Here is an 18,752-nt window from a genome sequence, read left to right as displayed (position 1 = left end):
TTATATTGACGAACTGTATTGGCAAAATAGTGCAATCATAGAGTTAACCTCTCATCTTTCAATTTGCTGATTGAAATCTATTGGGGATGGCTCTGATGCTGAACAAAGGATTCCAACAACTGCTGGATGAAAGACAATCGAGTAGCCCGCTCCGTTAATTCAGTCATGAATTTCAGTTTAGATGAGCCATCCAGCCGATAAACGTTGGGCTGTGTCTGCAATAAACCGATCAGGTAACTAGGATCGACTTTATTGTTATTGCTAAACTCGATGAAGCCACCTTTTTCATGCGCCTCAATACGTTTGATACCTAACTCCTGAGCTATCAGGCGAATGGAGGCCGATTGTAGCAATTGGCGCCCCGGATCGGGCAATAAACCAAATCGGTCAATGAGTTCTACCTTTAGTTCATCCAGTTCAGTATTATCCTGTGCGCTGGCAATGTGTTTATAGAAAGACAGGCGCATGTTGACGTCAGGAATATAATCATCAGGCAAAAGTACTGGCATGCGTAGCTCTATATCAGTCTGGCAATTGGTGAGATCTTCAAGTGAAGGTTCCCGCCCATTTTTGAGGGCATCAACAGCACTCTCCAGCAACTCCATATAGAGGGTGAAACCTATGCTGGTCATCTGTCCGCTCTGATCTTCGCCCAGTAATTCACCCGCTCCCCTGATTTCCAAATCATGAGTTGCCAATGCAAAACCAGCCCCTAAATCTTCAAGGGATGCAATGGCTTCCAGCCGTTTTTGGGCGTCACTGGTCATGGCTTTTGGATGTGGTGTCAGTAAATAAGCGTAGGCTTGATGGTGGGAACGCCCGACACGTCCACGTAACTGGTGCAGTTGCGCCAATCCAAAATGATCGGCGCGTTCAATGATGATGGTATTGGCACTGGGAATATCGATACCTGTTTCAATAATGGTGGTACATACCAGCACATTAAAACGTTGGTGATGGAAATCCGTCATGGCGCGTTCCAAATCACGCTCACGCATTTGCCCATGGCCTACAACGATTCTGGCTTCGGGAACCAATTCTTCCAGCCTGGCTTTTGCCTTCTCAATGTTTTCGACATCGTTATACAAATAGTAAACCTGTCCACCACGCAAGATTTCACGCAGGATGGATTCACGAACCACGAGGTTGTCATATTCGCGTACAAAGGTTTTTACTGCCAGACGGCGGGCAGGGGGAGTGGCGATAATGGACAGGTCGCGCATACCACTCATTGCCATGTTAAGCGTGCGAGGGATCGGGGTTGCCGTAAGGGTCAGAACATCGACATCTGCACGGATAGCTTTAAGGCGTTCTTTATGGCGAACGCCGAAGCGGTGTTCCTCATCGACGATCAACAAGCCAAGATCTTTCCAGCGTAAATCATTTTGCAGGAGCTTATGGGTACCGATAATGATATCCACTTTTCCTTCAGCCGCCATATCAATGACTTGCTGTTGTTCCTTTGCGCTGCGAAAGCGTGACATAACTTCAATGTGTACAGGCCAATTTGCAAAGCGATCCCGGAAATTATCATAATGCTGCTGTGCTAACAGAGTTGTTGGCACAAGCACTGCGACTTGCTTATTATTGGAGATAGATAGAAATGCGGCACGCATCGCTACTTCAGTTTTCCCAAAACCGACATCGCCACATACCAGTCGGTCCATGGCAATGGGCTGGCACATATCATCAAATACAGCAGTGATAGTTTGTTCTTGATCGGGAGTGGTATCAAACGGAAAGCTCTGGCAGAACAGTTGATATTGTTCGCGATCGTTCTTAAAGGCAAAACCCGGCTTAACGGCACGCTGTGCATAAACATCCAATAATTCGGCGGCAACATCACGTACTTTTTCAGCTGCTTTCTGGCGGGCTTTATTCCATGCCTCTCCCCCCAGCTTATGCAGTGGGGCACTTTCCTCAGCACCACCAGCATAACGGCTGATGAGATGAAGGGAGGAAACTGGCACATACAGTTTGTCTTCTCCGGCGTAGGTCAGGATAAGATACTCTGTCTTAATGCCACCCGCTTCCAGCGTTGTCAGCCCCTGATAGCGTCCAACACCATGTTCAAGGTGAACGACGGGTTGACCGTGCCGTAACTCAGCGAGATTGCGGATTAGCGTATCGGTATTGATGGTCCGCCGATTGTCCTGACGGCGGCGGCTGACACGTTCGCCGAGCATGTCACTTTCACAGATGAGTGCGAGTTTATTGTCTTCATCAACAAAACCGTGCTCTGCGGCTCCAATCATCAAGAAATGACCGGGTTTATCGGCATCTATTAACTGATTTATTTTTACCGGATTGATTTTGATTCGTGATAACAATTCTTGCACGGATTCTCGGCGTCCTTCACTTTCCACCGAGAAAACGATTTTACCGCTGAACTGTTCCATAAAACGGCGTAATTTATCCAACGGCGCTTTTTGCTGTGCAACAACTGATAAATCAGGCAGAGTTTGATAAGCAAGGTTGGTTTTTCCTGCTTTTTGTGGGAGCGTTTCGTTATTGACTTGAATATGAGGCCAGTTTTTCAGCTCTGAGAAAAGCTTATTGACTGGCAACCAGATCCGTTCAGGGGCGAGCAAAGGTCGCATGGGATCAACTTTGCGGCTCTCAAAGCGCTGTTCCGTATCCTGCCAGAAACGCTCCGCAGCGCTGACTAAATCCTGTGTAATTAGCAGCGTATTCTCGGGCAGATAACCAAAGAGGGTAGGCAAGGGCTGTGCAAAGAATAACGATTGCCAATACTCGATGCCTGCTGGCAGAATTTTTTTACTGACTTGTTGATAAATATGTTCCGCATCGCGACGGACTTCGAACTGTTCGCGCCACTGGCTGCGAAACAGCTCAATCGCATCTTGGTCGGTTGGAAATTCATGAGCCGGCAATAAACTGATTTGTTCCACTTCAGCTAGCGTTCGTTGGGTATCCACATCAAAGGTGCGCAGACTATCAATTTCATTATCAAAGAAATCAATGCGATAGGGGTACTCGCTGCCCATTGGAAATAGATCGAACAAGGCTCCGCGCGTAGCGAACTCGCCGTGCTCAAGTACCTGTTCAACACTGCGATAACCTGCTTGCTCCAACTCTGTACGCAGTTTATCACGGGAAAGACGCTGCCCTTTACGCATGACCAAAGCATGCCCTTTTAGGTACTCATGCGGGCAGACACGTTGCATCAAAGTATTAACGGGAAGGATTAACGCGCCTTTCGTCATGAAGGGTAAGTGATAAAGCGTGGATAAGCGGTTGGAGATAATTTCTTGATGAGGAGAGAAACTATCGTAAGGTAAGGTTTCCCAATCTGACATCATATTTATTGGTGCGTGGGTGAATTGTTGAATTTCATCACGCAATCGCAGGGCATTCTGCATATCTTTTGTCACCAGCAGTATTAGCCCTGAGTGACGTTCAATGATTTCGGCACATTCCACAGCGCAGGCAGCGCCAGTTAAGTGGCCTAATTGGCGGCTATCACCGCGACGTTCAGGAAGTTGATAACGGTATTTTGCGGACATAAGCGTTTGATGTGTTCTCTAAGATTCAGTCCATTCCCAACACATTTTTGACCCAATAAATACGCAGGCAGGTTGAGATAAAGTAAAAAAAACCGCAGAACCGGGATTCGGGTGGTTCCATAAAGTATTGCTACCCTTTATTATCCTCGAACACTTTGCTTTGGCAACAGGGGCGTAACAGATTTCATGTTCCAATCTGTCTCATTATTTATAGGATTGCGCTATATGCGCGGGCGGGCGGTCGATAAATTTGGCCGTTTTGTTTCATGGCTATCAGCTATTGGCATTACGCTGGGGGTGGCTGCATTGATCACCGTATTGTCAGTGATGAATGGATTTGAGCGTTCACTGGAAGGTAGCATTTTAGGTTTTATGCCACAGGCTATCATTACATCGGAAAAAGGTTCTATCAATCCGGTTGAACATCCGAGTAACCAGCTTGCGGGATTAAAAGGTGTCAACCGCATTACACCCCTTGTACAAGGAGATGTAGTGTTACAGAGTCCTCGCAACGTTGGTGTCGGTGTTATGCTGGGCATTACGCATGATGAATATGCACCATTGGCGGAACATATTATTGATGTTGATCGCAGCCAGCTACAACCCGGGCGTTATCTTGCCATTCTGGGAGAAAAGCTGGCAGCAAGATTGGGGGTTACACGTGGTGATCAAATTCGCGTTATCGTGCCGAGTGCCAGCCAGTTGACACCGATGGGCCGAATTCCCAGCCAGCGATTATTCACAGTAGCGGGCACGTTCTTTGCCAACAGTGAAGTTGATGGCACAGAAATGTTGGTTAATCAGCAAGATGCAGCACGATTGTTACGTTATCCTATCGGTAATATTACGGGTTGGCGTTTGTATCTCAATGAACCCCTGTCGGTTGATGAGTTGAGCCAGCAAACTTTGCCAGAAGGGTTGATTTGGAAAGATTGGCGTGAACGGAAGGGAGAATTTTTTCAGGCGGTTCGCATGGAAAAAAACATGATGGGTTTATTGTTGAGCCTGATTATCGCCGTAGCTGCCTTTAACATTATTACCTCTCTTTCTTTGTTGGTGATGGAAAAACAGGGAGAAATTGCTATCTTGCAGACGCAAGGACTGACTCGTCGTCAGGTAATGGCTATCTTCATGATCCAAGGCGCGGGAGCGGGTATCATTGGTGCTTTACTGGGAACTGGATTGGGGGTACTCCTTTCCAGCCAGTTAAATAGTTTAATGCCAGTTGTCGGCCTGTTGACTGAGGGCATTCAATTACCCGTTGCGATTGATACCATGCAAGTGGTGATTATCACCATTAGTGCCATGCTCATTTCCCTATTATCAACCTTATACCCTTCCTGGCGCGCGGCTGCCACTCAACCTGCTGAGGCTTTACGTTATGAGTAATCAACCCCTATTGCTGTGTCATCATCTGTGTAAAAAATATCAGGAAGGGAAGGTTTCCACAGAAGTGTTGAAAAATGTCACTTTTTCCATGCAACAAGGAGAAATGATGGCGATTGTCGGCAGTTCGGGTTCAGGCAAGAGTACGCTTTTGCATTTGCTTGGCGGTTTGGATTCACCTACGGCTGGCGAAGTGACTTTCAAAGGGAAATTACTGAACCAGATGTCCTCTTCTGCGCGGGCAGAATTACGCAACAGTGAAATTGGTTTTATTTACCAGTTTCACCATCTATTGCCTGATTTTAATGCGTTGGAAAATGTTGCTATGCCGCTACTAATTGGTGGTAAAAAACGTCAGGCCCAACAAAAAGCATTAGACATGCTGGCGGCCGTTGGGTTGGAAAATCGGGCACAACATCGGCCATCTGAGCTGTCGGGGGGAGAGCGTCAGCGTGTTGCTATTGCTCGGGCGCTGGTAAATGAACCCTCGTTGGTACTGGCGGATGAACCGACTGGTAATCTTGACCAACGTAATGCAGACAGTGTGTTTCAACTTTTGCAAGAATTGAATCAACAGCAAGGCACGGCATTTCTGGTTGTGACGCATGATCTAAAATTATCTAGCCGGCTTAAGCGTCAGGTGGAAATGCGTGATGGGTATCTACAGGATGAGTTAATCTTAACGGGGGAGATGTAATGGCAAATCTGCCTCTTGCATTATTTACCGCATTACGATTTAGCCGGGGTCGCCGTCGTTCAGGAATGGTTTCTCTGATTTCTGTTATTTCAACACTGGGTATTATGCTCGGTGTTGCAGTACTGATTATCGGTCTGAGCGCCATGAACGGTTTTGAACGAGAACTGAAAAATCGAATACTTTCCGTTGTTCCACATGGACAGATTTATGCGGTGGAACAACCTTTTCAGGATTGGGAACAGGCGCTCGACCGGGTAAAACAGACATCGGGTATTGTCGGGGCTTCTCCCTATATTGAGTTTACTGGCTTGATGGAGCGTGGTGAAAAACTCCATGCAGTACAGGTGCGTGGTGTTGCTCTGGACACTGAGGCGAACGTCAGTGCCTTACCTCAATTTGTGCGTAATGGGGCATGGAAAACGTTTAAGGCAGGTAAAAATCAGGTGATTTTGGGGCAGGGCGTGGCCAATTCACTCCATGTGAAACAAGGTGATTGGCTGACCGTCATGATCCCCAATAGTGATCCGAGCCTAAAACTCTTGCAGCCTAAACGCATTCGTTTACAAGTTGAGGGTATTTTCCAGTTGAGTGGTATGTTGGATCACAGTTTGGCACTGGTTCCCTTATCTGATGCCCAGAAATATCTGGATTATGGTCATGCCATCACAGGTATTGCGATCAAAGCGGATAATGTTTTTGCAGCAGAACAGCGGGTTTTGGATGCGGGTAAAGCCACGGAAAAATATGTGTATATCAGCACATGGATAAAAGATTACGGCTATATGTACAACGATATCCAGATGGTGCGCAGTATCATGTATCTGGCTATGATTTTGGTTATTGGTGTCGCCTGTTTTAACATTATTTCAACGCTGATTATGGCAGTGAAGGATAAAAGCAGTGATATCGCTATCCTACGCACGCTGGGTGCCAAAGATGGTCATATCAGGGCGATTTTTTTATGGTATGGATTACTGGCGGGCATGATTGGTAGCCTCATTGGTGTGATTGTTGGCATTTTCACATCATTAAATCTGACGACTATCATTAAAGGATTGGAAAAGCTGTTTGGGCACCACTTCCTGTCAGGAGATATCTACTTTATTGATTTTTTGCCGTCAGAGTTACATATCTTGGATATCTTTTATGTTCTGCTAACGGCATTGATATTGAGCTTGCTGGCTAGTTGGTATCCTGCCCGTCGGGCCAGTAAACTTGATCCAGCGCAGATTTTGAGTGGTCAATAATATACCAGAGTATCAACACGTATCTAAGCACGCTATCGTATGATCTTGAATCGGGTAAAAATGAATCGGTAAAAACGTCCTTATGCACATGTTCTGAGTGGAATAGCTATTCGAGATTGAAGAGCATTTAAGGAAACCTTTTTTAAGGAAACAGTCATATGCGGGTTCGTTATCGGCACAGTAAATTTTTTCGGATTAGACGGTTACGGCGTCAGCGATTACATAGACAAAATTTTTACAGGGATATTCGATTGGCAAATAAAATAGAAAAACCTCATGTGGTGGTGCTGACAGGTGCAGGGATCTCTGCCGAGTCAGGTATTCGAACATTTCGCTCTTCTGATGGCCTATGGGAAGAGCATAGAGTCGAAGATGTTGCTACACCGGAAGGTTTCCAGCGTGACCCAGATATGGTTCAGGCATTTTACAATGCGCGCCGAGGGCAACTCCAGCAGCCGGAAATCAAACCCAATGCCGCGCATTATGCTTTGGCGGAACTTGAGCAGGTACTTGGCGACCATTTTCTGTTGGTGACACAGAACATCGATGATCTGCATGAACGTGCGGGAAGTCATCATGTTCTGCATATGCATGGTGAATTACTGAAAGTTCGTTGTTGTCAGTCTGGGCAGGTGATTGAATGGACGACTGAGTTGACGATGGAAGATCGTTGTCATTGTTGCCAATTTCCGTCTCCACTGCGTCCTCATGTAGTATGGTTTGGGGAAATGCCATTGGGTATGGAGCAGATTTATTCTGCTTTAGCTGATGCTGATATCTTTATTGCTATCGGAACATCAGGCCACGTTTATCCCGCAGCGGGTTTCGTGCATGAAGCTAAATTATCTGGCACACACGCTGTTGAACTGAATCTGGAGCCTAGTCAGGTCGAAAGTCTATTTGATGAAAAACACTATGGTCATGCCAGTAAAATTGTCACTGAATATGTTCAGACTTTAATTCAGCAGATGAAGGCAGATAAAAGCTGATTTGACGCAATACTTACTCTATTCATCTTCGCCATAATAAATCTATATGATTCAGGGGGAGAAGATGAATAGATTATTAGAGCGTTTTTTTAAATATATTGCATTTAATACTCAATCAAAACCATCCGCTAAAACCATTCCCAGCAGTGACGGTCAACTGAAACTTGCCAAAGCATTATACGAGGAACTGGTTCAACTTGGTTTTTCTGATGTCACCTTCAATGAGCGGGGCACAGTCCAGGCAACATTGCCATCAAATGTTGCCTGGACTGTGCCGGTTATTGGCTTCATTTCACATCTCGATACCTCACCGGATTTTCCTGGTAAGCATGTTAATCCTCAAATCTTGGAAAATTACCGTGGTGGTGATATTGCATTGGGAATGGGGGATGAAGTGCTGTCGCCTGTCATGTTTCCGGTATTGCATAGTCTATGGGGAAAAACATTAATTACGACTGATGGAAAAACGCTGTTAGGTGCTGATGATAAAGCCGGCATTGCTGAAATCATCACAGCAATGGTGCGTTTGAAACAGAAAAATATTCCACATGGTGATATTCAGGTTGCATTTACGCCCGATGAAGAAATTGGCAAAGGGGCACATTATTTTGATATAGAAGCTTTTGGGGCAGAATGGGCCTATACCGTCGATGGAGGCGGCGTGGGAGAATTGGAGTTTGAAAATTTTAATGCAGCATCAGTAACTATCAAGATCGTGGGTAACATGGTTCATCCGGGCAGTGCCAAAGGGGTGATGGTTAATGCATCGTCTCTGGCAATGCGCCTTCATCATGCACTGCCTCCCGAAGAGACGCCTGAACACACAGAAGGTTATGAGGGTTTTTATCATTTGCAAAGCATAAAAGGCACGGTAGAGCGTGCCGAGATGCACTACATTATCCGAGATTTTGACAGTGCGAATTTTAAAAAACGCAAAAAAACACTACTCGCCATTGCGGAAAAAGTAGGGAAAGGACTCCATCCAGATTGCTATATTGAGCTGACGATTGATGACAGTTATTACAACATGCACAGTGAAATGATTAAACATCCACACGTTATTGCTATTGCTAAACAAGCTATGCTGGATTGTGATATTGAGCCGATAATCCAGCCGATCCGTGGAGGTACTGATGGTGCACAGCTATCTTATCGTGGCCTGCCTTGCCTGAATATTTTCACTGGTGGATATAATTATCACAGTAAGCACGAATTTATTTCACTGGAAGGCATGGAACAGGCAGTCCGCGTCATTATGCGGATTGCTGAATTGGCGGCAAGGCGTGAAAATAATGCGTTATCTGATGACTGACAAAGGGGCAATATTTGCCCCTTTGTTCACGGATTGTTCACTGATTAGTCATTAAAATACCAATAACCGCTGTTGACCAAGGCCGTCAGCAGGCTGACAAATCGAACATCGTCGATAGCATCACCCAGAAGTTCGGCGTTGACCTTACTATGCTGACAAAGTGCATCAGCGGCATTGATATGAGGAGTATCCATCAATTCTCCATTGACGAAACATTGATCGCCGACACGCAGGACACGCAATCCATTCAATCGATTTAACTCTTCGCCCTGTTTCAGCAACTCATAGATCTCGTCGCTTTCATAAGAGGGTTCAGGTGGAGCAAGATCCAGTTCATGGCGTGATTGAGAGATGAATTCACCAAACCAATTTTGGAAAGTCTCAGGTTGTTCCAGCAATTCACGCATCATTGAACGCAGCGTGGTCAGTTCGTTTGTCTGGATCAGTGCTGGATTATTACGGAAGGTCAGTTCGGGGTCGCTGTAGCGATGGCTTCCCAGTTCGTTTGCCAGAATGTAATCAGCAAATCCACTGAATAACTCACGTGCATTGGGCGCGCGGAATCCTACTGAATAGTTCAGTGAATCCTCAATGGCATAGCCTTCATGTGGAAAACCCGGTGGAATATAAAGTATATCGCCTGGCAGCATTTCTTCATCAATGATTGCCTCGAAGGGATCAACCTGCAATAAATCAGGATGAGGGCAACGTTGTTTCATTGGTATTTTATCGCCTACACGCCAGCGCCGACGACCTTTTCCTTGGATGATAAAAACATCATATTGATCAAGATGGGGGCCGACACCACCACCGGATACAGAAAAAGAGACCATCAAATCATCCATGCGCCAATCAGATAGCACACGGAATGGTTTCATCAGTGCAGAGGAGGGGAGATGCCAGTGGTTAACGGCTTGTACAAGCAAAGACCAATCTTTCTCGCCTAAATGGTCGTAGGTTTCAAATGGCCCATGGGAAACTTCCCAGCGGCCATTTTTCTGACTGACCAAACGGCTATCGATTTCATTTTCCATCGCCAGTCCCGCCAACTCATCGGGAGAAAGGGGATCAATAAACTGATGGAAACCCTGTTTAATCAGCAAAGGTCGCTTCTGCCAATGGTTTTGCAAAAACGCCTGCCAGTCCAGATTCAGCGGATAATCCATGGTGACATCCTGAAGTGAGAAGTGAATTTCGCGCTATTATAACGAATAGTCGACGACGATATCAGGCTTGGTTGAAATATTTCGCGATTGCCAGCGTAATCGCCTAATCATCATCGTTGATTTGTTGCACCCGAAATATCACATTCACCCGAGTTCCGCCAAGTGGACTATCCTCAATACTGATATCGCCTTCATATTGCTCGACAATTTCAGAAGCTATCGACAAACCTAATCCTTGGCCTGATCGTAATGTATCAGCTCGTAAACCCCGCTGGAAAATCATCTCACGCTTATTTGGTGGGACACCTGGTCCATCATCATCAACAATGATAGTGACAGAATTCACCCCCATTGTGGCGCTGACTTCGACAAACTCCAGGCAATATTTACAGGCATTATCTAGAACACTTCCCATCACCTCTAAAAAATCATTCTTTTCACCCAGCCATGTGACTTCGGGGGATACATCTAGCGAGATGTTGACGCCTTTACGTTGATATACTTTGGCTAGGGCATTGATTAGGCTATCCAGTAAGATTGGGACGGAAGAAATTTGCCTCAGGAGTAGGGTATGATCACTGCGCATATTGGCTCGATGCAAGTAGTAGCCAATTTGCTGGGATATTCGGTCAATTTGTTCAAGCATGATGGGTTCAGCTTGTTCAATAGCCATCTTTTGTGGGTGGCGCAGAGAGCGCAAAGTTGATTGCAGTACCGCTAAAGGTGTTTTCAGACTATGCGTTAAATCAGAAAGTGTCGTGTGATATTTTGCATAACGTTTACGCTCATTGGTTAATAAGGCATTTAAGTTTCTGACCAGAGTTTTTAATTCTGTGGGTGGATTCTCATCAAGTTTTTCTCGTTCTCCGTTTTCTAAAGAGCTTATTTGAATAATTAATGATTTAATTGGTCGAAGGCTCCAATCAGCAGCAAGCCAGATTAATGGAATGACCAGAAGTAGGTTGGCAATTAATACATATCCAAACCACTCCCAGACCTTCGCTGATTCCTGTACATCTTGTGGGATGGTGTCAATGATAACGATAGTTATTGCAGGTAGTCTGTCAGTTGCAGGATAAATATTTACGGCAACTGAGTAAGTTAATAACATATCGTTATTGTCGTCTGTCTTGTTTGCATTACCTTTATTTGATGTTTGGTTATAGAAAAAATCTCCTTTTTCTTTGAAATAGGTCTCTAATTCATATAAACCATTTTTTTTCAACCAATTGGGGTCGAGCATTTTTTCCAATTCAGGCACATTATTTTGGCGCCAGAGTATATTTCCCTTATTGTCATAAATCAGGGCTAAGGGGCGAGAATTCAGGGGGAAATTTTTTGGAACAAGAATTTCTAGCTTGTTGTCTTCCCATTTAGCAAGCGTAAAAAATAAATTACTTTGGCTCCGGAGTATAGAATAGTTCGTTTTATCAAAACTCACTAAATACCCAACAATAGCAACAATTCCATATGATAGCGTCAAGGCGAAGATAATAGCTGCCGTTGCCATGAGAAAGCGGGTTCTTAAAGAAAAATGATTTTCAGAGAAATTAAGCATCATTCGATTTCACGTCAAAACGGTATCCTTGACCACGGACTGTGACAATCACCTCTTCGGACCATTCATTCAATATTTTTTTCCTCAAACGCCCCATTAATACATCAATTGTATGACTTTCGCGTAATTCAGCATCTGGATACAACTGGCGCATTAACGATTCTTTACTGACAACCTTGCCATTATTGCGCATCAAGGTTTCGATAATTGTATATTCAAAGGCGGTCAATTTGATATTGGCATGATTGACAGAAAACTCTTTTCGCGACAGATCAATTAAAAAAGGTGAAATTTCAACTAATTGTGACGCCAACCCACTATTACGCCGCATTAATGCTTGTATGCGAGCGTTAATTTCTTCCAGATGGAAGGGTTTGGTAACATAATCATCAGCTCCTGCGTTTAACACAGTCACTTTTTCTTGCCAGCTTTCACGAGCAGTGAGGACAAGGATAGGTAACTTAACTTGCTCACTACGCCAGCGCCGTAACATGCTGAGTCCATCCTCTCCCGGTAATCCTAGATCAACGATGGCAATATCAGGATGACTCTCTTTAAGGTAATAATCCGCTTCTTTGGCATTCTCCGCAGCATCGACTTGATGCCCAATATCCCGCAGTTGTACGGTTAAGTGATGGCGAAGTAATGCGTTATCTTCAACGATCAATATCCGCATGATGATTCCTTATGCTAATCAGTAACGTTTACTAAATGAATTTAAAATAGCTAAGTAGTCAATTTCGTCAATAAATATTAAATAAAATTATAAATATTTAATTATGATTAATCTAAGTATAGTAACTTTTTAGCCTTTGTTGGTATGTTAATGAGTGAATCATTTAAAAACAAATAATTAGATTGGAATAACAAATAAATTTACAATCTATTTATATTTTATATAAGGTGACGCCGTCATTGAGTTAGATACCTCTCCACCTTTCAACTCTTTGTTCTGTTGGTTTTATTTACTTCTTCAAATCATGAGGCTATCTATGCTTTAACTCACTGTTTCCAATAGTAGATAACTTTGTTTCAGTACTGTTTTAGCGTTCGATACACAAGATTTCTAGTCGATTTCGGGTAGGAGACAGAACCGTTGCTGGTTATGCAGTTGGTATAGCATTGTGGTCAAAAATTGCTGAGATAGTTTAACTGTAGCGGTGTTAGATTGAGTTAGTGAGGGGGAGTTTCGGATTGGCTGTTGAGCTACAATTTGAAATGTATTTTGAAATGGGTTGAGTATGGACGGGACATATCCCGCCCATGTACAGAAATAAAGATTATTTTAACTTGTCAACCAGCGAAGTAGCATAACCAATATAGTTTGCTGGCGTCATGGATTTAAGGCGTTCTTTTTCTGCTTCAGGAAGTTCGAGACTATCAATGAACGTTTTCATGCCTTCAGCATCAACACGTTTACCACGAGTCAGCTCTTTCAATTTTTCATACGGTTTTTCAATCCCATAACGACGCATGACAGTTTGGATAGGCTCTGCCAGTACTTCCCAGTTGTGATCCAGCTCATCCAGTAGGTGTTGTTCATTAACTTCTAGCTTACTCAACCCTTTCATAGCGGATTGATAAGCAATCAGTGCATATCCCAGACCTACACCCAGATTACGCAGTACGGTTGAATCCGTCAGGTCACGCTGCCAGCGGGAAACGGGCAGTTTGCTGGCAAGATGCCCCAGAACGGCGTTTGCCAACCCCAGATTTCCTTCTGAGTTTTCGAAATCAATCGGATTGACTTTATGCGGCATAGTAGAAGAACCAATTTCTCCAGCAATAGTTTTTTGTTTGAAATGATTCAGGGCGATGTAACCCCAGATATCGCGATCAAAATCGATCAGGATAGTATTGAAACGTGCTACACAATCAAACAGTTCTGCAATGTAATCATGAGGTTCGATCTGGGTGGTATACGGATTCCATTGGATACCCAGAGAGGTAACAAATGATTCGCTGAATTGATGCCAGTCAACTTGTGGATAGGCTGACAGGTGCGCGTTATAGTTACCGACTGCCCCGTTGATTTTACCCAGAATGTCCACCTGCCCAAGTTGGCGGAATTGGCGCTCCATGCGATAAGCCACATTAGCCAGTTCCTTGCCGACAGTGGAAGGTGTGGCAGGTTGACCGTGAGTACGTGATAGCAGGGGCAGGTCGCGGTAATCATGTGCCATATGTGTGATGGTGTCGATCAATTGGCGCCATTGAGGTAGCAAAACTTCCTCACGGGCGGTTTGAAGCATCAGCGCATGTGACAGGTTATTGATATCTTCTGAAGTGCAGGCAAAGTGAATAAATTCTGCAACTTGATGTAAAGCAGGGATGTGCGCGACCTTTTCTTTCAGAAAATATTCAACAGCTTTAACATCATGGTTGGTTGTGCGTTCAATCTCTTTGATGCGCAACGCATCTTGCTCATTGAAATTTACAATAATTTCATCAAGGTAAGCGTTTGCGTTTGTATCAAAAGCAGGAACTTCTTTAATTTCTGTCGTAGCGGCCAGTTTTTGCAGCCAACGTACTTCGACCTGCACACGAAATTTCAGTAAGCCGAACTCACTAAAAATAGCACGTAGTGCGCTGACTTTATCGCCGTAACGGCCATCGATTGGAGAAACAGCGGTCAGTGAGGATAATTCCATTGGTAGCAACTCCCGGATTTTATTTAAAAATTATGTTTAACAGCTTTTGTTTAACAATGAGCAAGAATGTCTTTTGCCTGTCGGATCAGGCGCTGACGAGAAAACATGATTTGCAAGCGGCGGCCGCCGACTTGTTGCCATAAAACGGCACTGCGGATACCCGCCAGTAACGCTGATCTGACTTTCGCCTGAACTAGCGTATTGCGTAATACGTCAGGTGAACCCGTAACTTGAATGCGCGGCCCCAGTGGGCTGATAACATCGACATAAATTCCGGCAAGGGCGTTAAGCATCCCCTCTGACATGGGTTCAAAATAGGCTTGCTGACGCTCTAACTGGCTAATGCGATTTGCCAGCTCATTGGCAGCCGACTGATTTTTGTTCAGATGCCGTTCCAGTGCCATCAAACTCAGCATATAGCGGGTAAGATCGGCAGAAACACCGCTGTGTGAGCCGTTGAACATGCCCAACATGGCCTCAAGGCCAACGCGCAGGTTACAGACATTATTGCCAAAGACATCCAGCGTGGATGTCGGATTCATATTCAAGATACTGTTGATCATTACGTCAAAAGCATCAGTATCACACTGGCCTTCATGGGCAAGCTTTTGTACCAGACGGCCTGACTGGCAGATACCTGCCAGTGCCAGTGTAATATCGTAATAATTTTTAGCCACGATTACTCCTGTATACGTTGTTCGATCACACCACCACCGAGACAGACTTCACCTTGATAAAACACGGCTGATTGACCGGGAGTGACAGCGGCAACAGGGCTATCAAAACGAACTTCAATTTTATCTTCGCTCAGAGGAATGACAGTGCAGGGGATATCATGCTGGCGGTAGCGTGTTTTTACCACACAATGAATTTCTGTCTTTAACGGCTGGCGTTCAACCCAATGAAGTTGCTGTGCAATCAAACCGACAGACATCAGGCAGGGATGCTCATGGCCTTGGGCGACAATCAGTGTATTGTTTTCGACATCTTTATCAACAACATACCATGGATCTTCACTGCCATCTTTAGTTCCACCAATCCCCAATCCTTTGCGTTGACCCAGTGTATGGTACATCAAGCCAGTATGCTGACCGATAGTCTCTCCATCCACTGTCACAATTGGGCCTGGTTGGGCAGGTAGATAGCGTCCCAGAAAATCACGGAACTTACGTTCACCAATAAAGCAGATACCGGTCGAATCTTTTTTCTTTGCTGTGACTAGACCGATTTCTTCTGCAATGCGGCGTACTTCGGGTTTTTCCAATTCTCCGATTGGAAACAGGCTCTTGGCAATCTGCTGGTGGCTTAAGGTATATAAGAAATAACTTTGATCTTTATTGCCATCCAAGCCGCGGAGCAATTGGCTAATACCGTCCACATCCCGACGGCGGACATAATGCCCGGTTGCGATGTAGTCAGCTCCCAAATCCTCTGCGGCAAACTCTAAAAATGCCTTGAATTTAATTTCTTTATTGCAAAGAATGTCCGGGTTTGGCGTTCTGCCTGCTTTATATTCAGCAAGAAAATGTTCGAATACATTGTCCCAATACTCGGCTGCAAAATTGATGGTATACAACTCAATGCCCAATTTGTCACAAACTGCTTGGGCATCAGCAAGATCGGCGGCAGCCGAGCAATACTCTTGACCATCGTCTTCTTCCCAGTTCTTCATGAACAGCCCAGCTACCTGATAGCCCTGCTGTTGCAGAAGGTAGGCGGAAACTGATGAATCAACACCGCCGGACATTCCGACAATGACTTTTTTTTGGCTGTTATCTGACATGGATATATCTCACTGCGGAAAAAAACAAACGCAACACTTTAGCACGTTGGCAATCATGGTGCATCAAACGTCTTCATGCTCTTTTTATTCGGTTTCTTTATTTAAGCAATTATTTAGCGAAAGGTGAGCCATAGCTGTCCAGTATTGATAGAGGATAAACCTTGTGTTCCAAATGACAGCGGACACTCTCGGCAACCAATGGTGAACGTAATTGCAAACTATTAAGGATTTCTTCTGCACTTAACCAGTGGCAGCAATGGATATCGTTATCTTGTGGAGCTGTATCCATGATTTTTTCCATTTCAACCAAGAACAGGAAACGGATAAATGGTGTTCCGTCAGGCGCAATCCATTGGTGCAGTTTCAAAAATGCCTGTGGTTGGGCACGAATGCCAGTTTCTTCCCATAATTCGCGTTCAGCGGCTTGCAGCAATGTTTCGTCAGCCTCAAGATGACCCGCAGGCTGATTCCAGAGGAGCTTGCCATTGATCAGCTCTTCGACAACCAAAAATTTGTTTTCTGCATGCACAATACAAGCAACGGTGACGTGTGGACTAAACAAAATTAATTTCTCTCCATTCTCCGGGGGATAATGGCTCTAATTGTATCGAACCCATACTGAAACGAATTAAGCGCAATGTAGGAAAGCCAATATGGGCTGTCATTCTACGTACCTGACGGTTACGGCCTTCATACAGAGTAATTTTGAGCCAACTTACCGGAATGCTTTTTCGTTCCCGGATAGGGGGTGTTCGCTTCCAGAGCCACTCAGGTTCTTCTACCAACTCTGCGCCAGCAGGCAGAGTTGGGCCATCTTTCAACGTGATGCCGTTACGCAGCTTATTCAGGGCGGTTTCATCAGGAATACCTTCGACCTGAACATAATAAACTTTAGCTGTTTTTTTATGGGGTTGCGTCAATTTAGCCTGTAATTTGCCATCATTGGTCAACACCAGTAGTCCTTCGCTATCGCGATCCAGACGACCTGCGGCATAAACATCAGTAAACGGGATAAAATCTTTTAACGTTGTTCTTCCCATTTCATCGGTGAATTGGGGCAGAACATCATAAGGTTTGTTAAAAACCAATACCCGACGGGGGCCTGTTAATTTTTTTATAGTATTGTTATTTTTTCTTTGGCTGAATCGGTTAAGTTGGCGTTTTTTAAAAGAGATATTTGTCATGATAAGCCATCGTGAAAAATTAGGGCGTGTATTATACCTTAAATCTGTGACCGTTGGCGTTTGCGGAATATTCAAGTAGTATTGACAGGTCCCTTACAAAAAATTAACAAGGCATTGCGCTTATTTGAAAGGAGAGGTTAATGGAAAGCAAAGTAGTTGTTCCGGCGGAAGGTAAAAAAATTACTATTGATGCCAAAGGTAAATTAAATGTTCCGAATAACCCTGTAATCCCTTACATCGAAGGGGATGGCATTGGTGTTGATGTTACGCCGGTCATGCTGAAAGTTGTTGATGCTGCGGTTCAGAAAGCTTATAGCGGTGAGCGCAAAATTTCTTGGATGGAAATCTACACGGGTGAAAAATCCACGCATGTCTATGGTAAAGATGTTTGGTTGCCAGATGAGACGCTGGATCTGATCCGTGAATATCGTGTTGCTATCAAAGGTCCTCTGACAACGCCAGTAGGTGGCGGTATCCGTTCGCTGAACGTCGCACTGCGTCAGCAACTGGATCTGTATGTCTGCTTGCGTCCGGTTCGTTACTATCAAGGTACACCAAGCCCTGTTAAGCAACCTGAACTGACTGATATGGTCATTTTCCGCGAAAACGCAGAAGACATTTATGCGGGGATTGAGTGGAAAGCAGGTTCAGCGGAAGTGGACAAAGTCATCAAATTCCTACAGGATGAAATGGGCGTTAATAAGATCCGTTTCCCTCAACAGTGTGGTATCGGCATAAAACCTTGTTCAGAAGAGGGTACAAAGCGTTTGGTACGTGCTGCAATTGAATATGCCATCGATAATGACCGTGAATCAGTTACTTTGGTTCATAAAGGCAATATCATGAAATTCACAGAAGGTGCCTTCAAAGATTGGGGTTATGAATTGGCTCGTACCGAATTCGGCGGAGAACTGCTGGATGGTGGTCCATGGGTTAAGATCAAGAATCCTAAGAATGGCAAAGACATCATCGTTAAGGATGTGATTGCGGATGCTTTCTTACAACAGATTTTGCTGCGTCCGGCAGAATACGATGTTATCGCCTGTATGAACCTGAACGGTGACTACATTTCTGATGCTCTGGCTGCTCAAGTAGGTGGTATCGGTATTGCACCAGGTGCGAACATTGGTGACGAGTGTGCACTGTTCGAAGCAACACACGGTACTGCACCTAAGTATGCTGGCCAGGACAAAGTAAACCCAGGCTCTGTGATCCTTTCCGCAGAGATGATGTTGCGCCACATGGGATGGTT

General features: G+C 44.7%; 15 protein-coding genes. 6 read left to right on the top strand and 9 right to left on the bottom strand.

Annotation, left to right across the window (positions count from 1 at the left end; translation table 11 throughout):
- Positions 1–77 precede the first annotated feature (77 nt).
- Complete coding sequence (gene mfd, locus H8A87_RS05370) at positions 78–3,527, bottom strand: transcription-repair coupling factor (RefSeq protein WP_198688970.1); 3,450 nt, start codon at positions 3,525–3,527, stop codon at positions 78–80.
- A gap of 186 nt (positions 3,528–3,713) precedes the next feature.
- Between mfd and lolC the strand changes: the two genes are divergently transcribed.
- From lolC to pepT, 5 genes are all read left to right on the top strand, one after another.
- Positions 3,714–4,916: a lipoprotein-releasing ABC transporter permease subunit LolC gene (lolC, locus tag H8A87_RS05365; RefSeq protein ID WP_198688969.1), complete on the top strand. Its 1,203-nt coding sequence runs from the start codon at positions 3,714–3,716 to the stop codon at positions 4,914–4,916.
- Positions 4,909–5,610 (top strand): lipoprotein-releasing ABC transporter ATP-binding protein LolD, encoded by a 702-nt coding sequence (lolD, locus tag H8A87_RS05360; RefSeq protein ID WP_198688968.1) that lies wholly within the window; start codon positions 4,909–4,911, stop codon positions 5,608–5,610. The genes lolC and lolD overlap by 8 nt, the downstream gene beginning before the upstream one ends.
- Positions 5,610–6,857: a lipoprotein-releasing ABC transporter permease subunit LolE gene (lolE, locus tag H8A87_RS05355; RefSeq protein WP_198688967.1), complete on the top strand. Its 1,248-nt coding sequence runs from the start codon at positions 5,610–5,612 to the stop codon at positions 6,855–6,857. Before lolD ends, lolE begins: the two co-directional genes overlap by 1 nt.
- A gap of 158 nt (positions 6,858–7,015) precedes the next feature.
- Positions 7,016–7,846 (top strand): Sir2 family NAD+-dependent deacetylase, encoded by an 831-nt coding sequence (gene cobB / locus H8A87_RS05350; RefSeq protein ID WP_198688966.1) that lies wholly within the window; start codon positions 7,016–7,018, stop codon positions 7,844–7,846.
- A 64-nt stretch (positions 7,847–7,910) separates the two neighbouring features.
- A complete protein-coding gene (pepT, locus tag H8A87_RS05345; protein WP_198688965.1) occupies positions 7,911–9,158 on the top strand; it encodes a peptidase T in 1,248 nt (415 codons plus the stop codon).
- Positions 9,159–9,202: 44 nt separating this feature from the next.
- Here pepT and H8A87_RS05340 read toward each other — a convergent pair whose 3' ends face one another.
- The 8 genes from H8A87_RS05340 to rluE all read right to left on the bottom strand — a co-directional run bounded on the left by H8A87_RS05340 (position 9,203) and on the right by rluE (position 17,500).
- Positions 9,203–10,324 carry a ribosomal protein uL16 3-hydroxylase gene (locus tag H8A87_RS05340; RefSeq protein WP_198688964.1) on the bottom strand — a complete coding sequence of 374 codons (1,122 nt, stop codon included), beginning with the start codon at positions 10,322–10,324 and terminating at the stop codon, positions 9,203–9,205.
- 103 nt (positions 10,325–10,427) lie between these two features.
- Entirely contained in the window at positions 10,428–11,885 is a 1,458-nt protein-coding gene (phoQ, locus tag H8A87_RS05335; RefSeq protein WP_198688963.1) for a two-component system sensor histidine kinase PhoQ, read from the bottom strand.
- A complete protein-coding gene (gene phoP, locus H8A87_RS05330; protein WP_198688962.1) occupies positions 11,875–12,558 on the bottom strand; it encodes a two-component system response regulator PhoP in 684 nt (227 codons plus the stop codon). The genes phoQ and phoP overlap by 11 nt, the downstream gene beginning before the upstream one ends.
- Before the next feature lie 604 nt (positions 12,559–13,162).
- Positions 13,163–14,533 carry an adenylosuccinate lyase gene (gene purB / locus H8A87_RS05325; protein ID WP_198688961.1) on the bottom strand — a complete coding sequence of 457 codons (1,371 nt, stop codon included), beginning with the start codon at positions 14,531–14,533 and terminating at the stop codon, positions 13,163–13,165.
- A 50-nt stretch (positions 14,534–14,583) separates the two neighbouring features.
- A complete protein-coding gene (gene hflD, locus H8A87_RS05320; RefSeq protein WP_198688960.1) occupies positions 14,584–15,210 on the bottom strand; it encodes a high frequency lysogenization protein HflD in 627 nt (208 codons plus the stop codon).
- A gap of 2 nt (positions 15,211–15,212) precedes the next feature.
- Positions 15,213–16,316 (bottom strand): tRNA 2-thiouridine(34) synthase MnmA, encoded by a 1,104-nt coding sequence (gene mnmA / locus H8A87_RS05315; RefSeq protein WP_198688959.1) that lies wholly within the window; start codon positions 16,314–16,316, stop codon positions 15,213–15,215.
- Positions 16,317–16,425: 109 nt separating this feature from the next.
- Positions 16,426–16,878, bottom strand: a complete 453-nt coding sequence (locus H8A87_RS05310) for an NUDIX hydrolase (protein WP_198688958.1) — start codon at positions 16,876–16,878, stop codon at positions 16,426–16,428.
- Positions 16,871–17,500 (bottom strand): 23S rRNA pseudouridine(2457) synthase RluE, encoded by a 630-nt coding sequence (gene rluE, locus H8A87_RS05305; RefSeq protein ID WP_198688957.1) that lies wholly within the window; start codon positions 17,498–17,500, stop codon positions 16,871–16,873. The genes H8A87_RS05310 and rluE overlap by 8 nt, the downstream gene beginning before the upstream one ends.
- A 140-nt stretch (positions 17,501–17,640) precedes the next feature.
- On the opposite strand from rluE, the gene icd reads away from it, so the two are divergent.
- Positions 17,641–18,752 (top strand): NADP-dependent isocitrate dehydrogenase (gene icd, locus H8A87_RS05300; protein ID WP_198688956.1); only part of this gene is annotated, 1,112 nt, incomplete at its 3' end.

This window comes from Xenorhabdus lircayensis (genome assembly GCF_016306625.1).
Classification (GTDB): Bacteria; Pseudomonadota; Gammaproteobacteria; order Enterobacterales; family Enterobacteriaceae; genus Xenorhabdus; species Xenorhabdus lircayensis.
The sequence above is the reverse complement of the archived record's forward strand: the minus strand, read 5'-3'. Positions and strand labels throughout refer to the sequence as shown.